5 protein-coding genes are annotated in these 6095 nt (G+C 63.7%); 3 read left to right on the top strand and 2 right to left on the bottom strand.

Translation table 11 applies throughout. The annotated features are described in order from the left end of the window. On the top strand, positions 1-779 hold a 779-nt coding region (locus EOD07_RS18620), incomplete at its 5' end, for a glycosyltransferase family 9 protein (RefSeq protein ID WP_127236514.1). Positions 780-810: 31 nt separating this feature from the next. On the opposite strand, the gene EOD07_RS18615 is transcribed toward EOD07_RS18620, so the two are convergent. Continuing rightward, positions 811-2328, bottom strand: coding sequence for an NAD(P)H-hydrate dehydratase (locus EOD07_RS18615; protein WP_127236513.1), 1518 nt, complete (start codon positions 2326-2328; stop codon positions 811-813). 345 nt (positions 2329-2673) lie between these two features. Here EOD07_RS18615 and EOD07_RS18610 point away from each other — a divergent pair, with 345 nt between their 5' ends. Next, complete coding sequence (locus EOD07_RS18610) at positions 2674-3012, top strand: P-II family nitrogen regulator (protein WP_018428041.1); 339 nt, start codon at positions 2674-2676, stop codon at positions 3010-3012. 43 nt (positions 3013-3055) lie between these two features. Then, positions 3056-4465: a type I glutamate--ammonia ligase gene (glnA, locus tag EOD07_RS18605; RefSeq protein WP_040982986.1), complete on the top strand. Its 1410-nt coding sequence runs from the start codon at positions 3056-3058 to the stop codon at positions 4463-4465. A 161-nt stretch (positions 4466-4626) separates the two neighbouring features. Here the strand turns inward: glnA and EOD07_RS18600 are convergent, their stop codons facing one another. Continuing rightward, a complete protein-coding gene (locus EOD07_RS18600) occupies positions 4627-6051 on the bottom strand; it encodes an APC family permease (protein ID WP_127236512.1) in 1425 nt (474 codons plus the stop codon). Positions 6052-6095 lie beyond the last annotated feature (44 nt).

Genomic DNA, 6095 nt, shown 5'->3' with positions numbered 1-6095 from the left:
ACCAGGCGGCCTATATGCTCACCAGCAGCACCAAGGCTTGCCTGGTGCCGTGGCTGGCCGGAATACCGGAGCGCATCGGCTATCCGCGCGAGTTCCAGTTCGGCATCGTCAACCGACTGCCCGCCGGTTGGCTGAAATCGATGGTGGCCTTCGGTCCGCGCAAGACCCGGCTGGCGGAACAGGTTTGCGCAATCGCGCGCCTCGGCAAAAGGCCAGCCGAAGACGCACCCTTGCCGGCTCCGCAACTGGTCGTTTCCGCCGAGGCGCTTGCCGCCTGGCGCCGGCGTAACGGGATCGACCCGGCCGGGCCGGTGATTGCCCTCTATACGTCCGATTTCGCCAACAAGCGCTCATGGCCGATAGAGCGCTTCGTCTCGATCGCGCGCGACTATGTTACCCGAGGTTGGTCGGTCTGGCTGATCGGCGGACCGCGCGAGCGGCAGGCCGCGGCCGAAATCAAGGCTCAATTGCCCGACGCGGTCGATTTCACCGCAACGCCCGATATTGCGGAGGCCATGTGCCAGATCGCGGCCTCGACCATCTTTCTCGGCGTCGATGGCGGCCTCTCCCATGCCGCCGGGGCGTTGGGCGGTCCGTGCGTGCTCATCTACGGCTCGAACCGAGCCTATGTGCACGGTCCGGTGAACGAACAGGTGATCTTTCTCGAACCGCCGATTTCGACCCCGGGCTGGGTGGAGAACACGCGCGCCGTCAGCGAAGACAAGGTTCGCGAGGCGCTGGCGGCAGCGGTCCGAAAACACGCGCCGCAATTCGCCTGATCTTATTCCTCGGCTGCAGTGCCGCAGCGGTTCATCGAACGGTATTCTGCGTCAGTTCGCGAAGTACCGGCACGATCGCCAGAGGCAGGTCTTCTGCGATCAAACCCGGGCCGAAACGGCTGCCGGCCTCGGCGTGGATCCAGACTCCTGCACAAGCCGCTTCGAAAGCCGGCATGCCTTGCGCGAGAAGCCCGGCAATGATGCCCGCCAACACGTCGCCCGAGCCGGCGGTCGCGAGCCACGGTGCACCGTTGCTGTTGATCGCGGCGCGGCGGTCCGGCGCGGCGATCACGCTGTCGGCGCCCTTGTAGACGATCACGGCGTTGGCGCGCCGCGCTGCTTCGCGCGCCTTCGCCAACTTCGACAACGCCGCGTCGGCCGCGATGTCGGCAAACAGCCTGCCGAACTCACCCTCATGCGGCGTCATGACCAACGCCGGCGCGTCCGGTCTGCCGGCTGCCTCGAACAGCGTCGCGGCCGCGTTGCGGAAAGACGTGATGCCGTCGGCGTCGAGCACGAGGCCCTCGACGCCGCCGTCCCGGCGGTTTTTGGCGAGCACGGCGAGCGTGAAATCGCGCGCCTTGTCGCCGATGCCGAAGCCGGGGCCGAGGACGAAGGCGGATGGTCGGCGATCGCCGATAAGGTCATGCACGTCCTCGATCGCGTCGACCTTGCGCAGCATGATCGAGGTCAGATGCGCCGCATTGACCTGCATGGCGTTGGCGGGCGACAGCACGGTGACGGCCCCTGCCCCGCTTCGCGCCGCCGCGAGCGCTGAAAGGCGCGCCGCGCCGGTCGCGGACGGCCCCCCCGAAAAGACGCTGGTATGGCCGCGCTTGTATTTGTGCGTGTCGACGGCCGGCGCGGGAAAGCTCGCTATCCAGAGCCTAGGCCGGTTCTCAAAGGCGCGCGGCGCGACCGCTTCGATGATCTCGTCGCGAATGCCGATGTCGGCCAGCACGACCTCGCCGCATCGCTCGCGGCCAGGCAGAAGCAGGTGCCCAGGCTTCTTTCGCGCGAAAGTCACAGTCAGGACCGCGCGAAACGCCGAGCCGAGGACTTCGCCGCTTTCGCCGGAAACGCCCGAAGGCAGGTCGACCGCGACAACCGGCAGGTTCATTCCCGTGACGATGTCGACCGCGCCCTTGGCGTCGCCGGATACCGGCTTCGACAAGCCTGCGCCATAGATCGCGTCGACAACCAGCGAGCCGGCTTGCGCGGTAAAGGCCGAAAGCGGGCGCCGTTCCAAGGTGCAGTCGGCCGCCGCAAGCGCGGCATCGCTGCCTGCCCGCGGTTTGCCCGATGTCCACAGGGCTACATCGACGCCAGCCTCGGCCAGCAGCCGCGCCACGACATAGCCGTCGCCGCCATTGTTGCCGGGGCCGCACAACACGTGCACGTTTTTCGCCGCAGGATAGCGCTTAAGCACCACCGCAGCGACCGCCTCGCCCGCACGTTGCATTAAGCGATAGCCGTCAAACGGCCCGGCCGCGATTGTCAGCCGGTCGGCCTCGGCCATTTCGGCCGGCGATAGAAGTTCGTTGCGCATGGGATTGCCGATTTCCATGCGATCAAGCATTGTCCAGTTTTCAGTTCGAAGCAAACCAGCGCGACGCGGCATTTGTTGCACATGTGGTCGCATCCGGGAGGGGCTGCCTGAAAATTGCGCTGTCTGCCCGTTTTTTGCGCAGACGTGAGGAGGGGCGATGTATAGGGTTTGGGCGTCCATGACGCATCCGATGCAGCGGATGACGCGAATTTGCATCCGTATGCGGCATGGGCTCGAAAACGCTCCTCACCGCCTGCACTGCTCACGATTGGCACGGTTCGTGCTTGATGGAGGCGCAAGCGGGGCACACAACCCGTCTTCTTGGCAGTGGAGGCCACTTTTTACATGAAAAAGATCGAAGCGATCATCAAGCCATTCAAGCTGGACGAAGTGAAGGAAGCGCTTCAGGAGGCCGGACTGCAAGGTATCACCGTCACCGAGGCCAAGGGCTTCGGCCGCCAGAAGGGTCACACCGAGCTTTATCGCGGCGCCGAATATGTCGTCGACTTCCTGCCCAAGGTGAAGATCGAGGTGGTGCTCGGCGACGAGGCCGTCGAAGGCGCCATCGAGGCCATTCGCAAGGCGGCGCAGACCGGCCGCATCGGCGATGGAAAAATCTTCGTCTCCAACATAGAGGAAGTCGTGCGCATCCGTACCGGCGAGACCGGTATCGACGCCATCTGACCTTCAACCCACACCGGACGTCATCACACAGGGAAGAAATGACATGACGACAGCCAAAGACATCATGAAGCAGATCAAGGACAACGACGTGAAATTCGTCGACCTGCGCTTCACCGATCCGCGGGGCAAGCTGCAGCATGTGACGATGGATGTCGTCGAGGTCGAGGAAGACATGTTCGCCGACGGCGTCATGTTCGACGGCTCCTCGATCGCCGGCTGGAAGGCGATCAACGAGTCCGACATGGTGCTGATGCCCGACACCGATACCGTCCACATGGACCCGTTCTTCGCGCAGTCGACCATGGTCATCCTGTGCGACATCCTCGATCCGATCTCGGGCGAAGCCTATAATCGCGATCCGCGCGGCACCGCCAAGAAGGCCGAAGCCTATATGAAGTCGGAAGGCATCGGCGACACCATCTATGTCGGCCCGGAGGCCGAGTTCTTCGTGTTCGACGACGTCAAGTACAAGGCTGATCCTTACAACACCGGCTTCCGCCTCGACTCGACCGAACTGCCGTCCAACGACGACACCGACTATGAGACCGGCAATCTCGGCCACCGTCCGCGCATCAAGGGCGGCTATTTCCCGGTGCCGCCGATCGATTCCTGCCAGGACATGCGCTCCGAGATGCTGACCGTGCTCGCCGAGATGGGCGTGCGCGTCGAAAAACATCACCATGAGGTCGCCGCCGCCCAGCACGAGCTCGGCATCAAGTTCGACACGCTGGTGCGCAACGCCGACAAGATGCTGATCTACAAGTATGTCGTGCACCAGGTCGCCAACGCCTATGGCAAGACGGCCACCTTCATGCCGAAGCCGGTGTTTGGCGACAACGGCTCGGGCATGCATGTCCACCAGTCGATCTGGAAGGGCGGCAAGCCGACCTTCGCCGGCAACGAATATGCAGGCTTGTCGGAGAGCTGCCTCTACTACATCGGCGGCATCATCAAGCACGCCAAGGCCATCAACGCCTTCACCAATCCGCTCACCAACTCCTACAAGCGTCTGGTGCCGGGCTATGAGGCGCCGGTGCTGCTCGCTTATTCGGCGCGCAACCGTTCGGCCTCCTGCCGCATTCCGTTCGGCTCCTCGCCGAAGTCGAAGCGCGTCGAGGTCCGCTTCCCCGATCCGGGCGCGAACCCCTATCTCGGCTTCGCCGCCATGCTGATGGCCGGCCTCGATGGCATCAAGAACAAGATCCATCCGGGACAGCCGATGGACAAGGACCTCTACGACCTGCCGCCGAAGGAATTGAAGAAGATCCCGACCGTCAGCGGCTCGCTGCGCGAAGCGCTGCAGAACCTCGACAAGGACCGCGGCTTCCTGAAGGCCGGCGGCGTCTTCGACGACGACCAGATCGACTCCTATATCGAGCTGAAGATGGCCGAGGTCATGCGCTTCGAGATGACCCCGCACCCGGTCGAGTACGACATGTACTATTCGGTCTAAGCCTCTGATCGGACGCTGAAATCAAGCCCTTGGAGGCCATGGCCTCCAAGGGCATTTCATTTTTGGAGACGGGTTTCGCGGCCTTCTTTTTCGAGCGGCAAAAAGAACCCCGGCGCATTGCGCCGGGGTTCTCGCATGGACAGGTGTCGGAGGGCTGACACCTATCCCGCAAGTTCGTCGGGGCCATGCAAGTTCCAGTCGGCGCGGCGCGCCAGGAACAGCAGGAAATAGATCGCGGCGACCGCCATGATCGCCAGCGTCGCGATCAGGCTCGGACGCCCGAAGGCGGCGTCGAGCCAGTTCTGATAGGCAACATAGATCAGCGCCACAAAGGCGAGGATCGCGGGCACCGGAAACAGCGGCATGCGGTAGTGACCGCCCGAGGTCGTGCCGTTGCGGCGGCCGGCGAAGACGGCGACGCAAAGCAGCGCGTAAATCACCACCAGCGAGGTGCCGCTGACCACCAGCAACAGGTTGAGATCAATGAAGCAGGCAAGGGCGGCCAGCACCACCACGACGATGGTTGCGATCCATGGCGAGGCGTAAGTGCCGTGCACGGACGCCACCGCATTGTTGATCGGGCCGAACCAGGTCTTGTCCCGACCGGAGCTGAAAAGCAGTCGCGCCGCCTGCAGGATGATGGCGATGACGGCGTTGAAGATGGCGACCGCGATCGCCAGGCTGATCGCCACCGTCAGCCAATGGCCGCCGCGCGCCTCGAGGAAATATTCGATCTTCTGCGGAGCCGCGAGCAGGCCGACGAGATCCGGCGCGCCGAGAAGCACCGCGGTCAGCGGGATGAGCTCGGCGGCGACCGTGATCACCAGCGCCCAGAGCACCACCTTGCCGATGTTGCGCTTGGCGTCATGCGTCTCCTCACCGAAGTAGGCGGCAGCGCCATAGCCGTTATAGGCAAAGAGCGACACGGCGGTGGATGCCAGGATGATGGCGGCCGAGGCCGGAACCAGCGTGTTGGTCGTGGCGTCGAGCAGTTGCGGCGCGGTGAACAGGCTGGAGAGCGGCCGCTCGACATGGGCGAAGCCGAGCCCGGTCAGGATCAGCAGCGCCAGCATCTCGATGCCGAGAAAGATACCGGTGACGAAAGCGTTGAGTTTTATGCGCATGGCGGCGACTGCGCCGGCGAGGATAATCGTCACCACGCCGACCCATTGCGGGCTGAGATTGGGAATGATGACGCCGAGATAGGTGCCGACGCCAAGCGCGATGACGGCGACGATCAAGACGATCGACACGAACACCAGCACCAGGGTGACGAAGCCCCAGAAGCGGCCGAGCGTGCGGCCGATCATGGTGTATTCGCCGCCGGCCATCGGATAGGCCGAGGAAAGCTCGGCATAGACGAAGGCCATGAACAGGCCGATGACGGCCGCGATCACGAAGCTCAGGAATGAGCCGGTGCCGGCCAGCGCGATGACGCCCGGCACGATGATGAAGACTGATGATGCCGGCGTTACCGCCGAGAGCACGATCATCAGCGTGCCCAGCGCGTTCAGCGCCCGGTCCAGGCCCTTGGCGCCGGGGGCAGCCTTGTCTGCGGCCGCCGTGGTGGCTTCGTTTGTAGACATTATCCTCCCCTTTTTTTAATTGGATAAAAATTATTATCCGCAAC

The organism is Mesorhizobium sp. M2C.T.Ca.TU.002.02.1.1 (genome assembly GCF_003997225.1).
This window is presented reverse-complemented; position numbering and strand designations above follow the sequence as displayed.

Bases quoted from the DNA above. Each gene is read 5' to 3' on its own strand.
- EOD07_RS18615 (WP_127236513.1), bottom strand. From the start codon at position 2,328: ATGCGCAACGAACTTCTATCGCCGGCCGAAATGGCCGAGGCCGACCGG.
- EOD07_RS18610 (WP_018428041.1), top strand. From the start codon at position 2,674: ATGAAAAAGATCGAAGCGATCATCAAGCCATTCAAGCTGGACGAAGTG.
- glnA (WP_040982986.1), top strand. From the start codon at position 3,056: ATGACGACAGCCAAAGACATCATGAAGCAGATCAAGGACAACGACGTG.
- EOD07_RS18600 (WP_127236512.1), bottom strand. From the start codon at position 6,051: ATGTCTACAAACGAAGCCACCACGGCGGCCGCAGACAAGGCTGCCCCC.